Origin of the sequence: Microbacterium sp. NPDC076895, from assembly GCF_040687115.1 — a bacterium.
Lineage (GTDB): Bacteria > Actinomycetota > Actinomycetes > Actinomycetales > Microbacteriaceae > Microbacterium.
In genome coordinates this window covers 1-1,244 of record NZ_JBFBMQ010000035.1, presented here as the reverse complement: position 1 = coordinate 1,244, position 1,244 = coordinate 1, and the positions used below count along the sequence as shown (strand labels likewise).

At 65.9% G+C, this 1,244-nt stretch carries 1 pseudogene; it reads left to right on the top strand.

What is annotated here, in order from left to right:
• Positions 1-228: 228 nt before the first annotated feature.
• Positions 229-1,161 (top strand): annotated as a pseudogene (locus AB0O89_RS15035) (IS3 family transposase); the annotation flags it as partial.
• Between the last annotated feature and the right edge of the window lie 83 nt (positions 1,162-1,244).

The following is a 1,244-nucleotide window of genomic DNA, read 5'->3' as shown; positions in this document are numbered from 1 at the left end:
CGGGATCGTCGGGGGACGACTCATGCTTCAGACCTCTCAGCTGGGGCGTTGCATCAGCAACTAACTACCCCTGCCAAACATTCTGACGCGCGACAGAAGGCGCAGTCACCACGAACTGGAAACAAGCCCTCGAACAGCTCGCACTCGCCTACCCCGACCGAATCAACCCCCACCTCTGACCCCGCTTACACAGACCACTTGACAGGCCCATCCGGAAGGCTCGTCCTCATGCCCCGTCCTTATCCGCCGGAGTTCCGTGCGCGCGCTGTCGCGCTCGTGCGCGCCGGTAAGCAGGCCAAGCAGACCGCCGTCGAACTCGGCATCCATCCCGTCACACTGTCGAACTGGATCCGCCAGGACGACATCGACCAAGGCCGCCGGCCTGGTGTCCCGTCCTCGGAATCGGCGGAGCTGCGCGCCGCGAAGCGCCGCATCCGCGAGCTCGAGACAGAGCTGCTGATCGTCCGACAGGCGGCGAAGTTCCTGGACGAGGAGCGCCCCCGCCCAAAAGGCTCTTCCCGGTGATCGACCGCCTCGCCGACGCCGGGATCCCGATCGACCGTTGCTGCCGCGTCCTCGGAGTTGCTAGGCAGCACTACTACCGCGTGAAACGGAAGCCCCTGACCCAGTCCGAGCTACGCCGACAGTGGCTGACCGGGCTGATCCGGGAAGTGCACGTCACCTCGCGCGGCACCTACGGCTACCGCCGCGTCCACGCCGAGCTGACCATGGCGATGGGTGTCACCGTCAGCGACAAGACCGTGTTCAAGCTGATGCACGAGGTCGGGATCTACGGGCTCCCCGGGCCGGCACGCGCCAAACGCCTGCGCGGCGTTGTCACCTCGGATGACCTCGTGAACCGGAAGTTCTCCCGGCCCCGCCCGAACGAGCTCTGGGTCACGGACATCACGCAACACCGCACGCGGGAAGGCTGGGTCTACTGCGCCGCCGTCCTGGACGCCTACAGTCGCCGCATCATCGGCTGGTCGATCGACTCCAAGCAGGACACCACGCTCGTCATCAACGCGCAGCTACTGTTGCTCCAACAACCCGGTGTTGCAACGACCGGATGAATCCGGTCAATTCACGGCATGGCTGTTCGGGGAGAAGATTCGCTCCGCCGGGCTCCTGCCCTCGTTCGGATCCGTCGGCGACACCCTCTTAACCGGTTATTCGACCCGCGAGCCCAGGCGGCGACACGCCGGTGGGCGTCGCGTCCGTCGCGTGTGTGACGCACGGGTGCA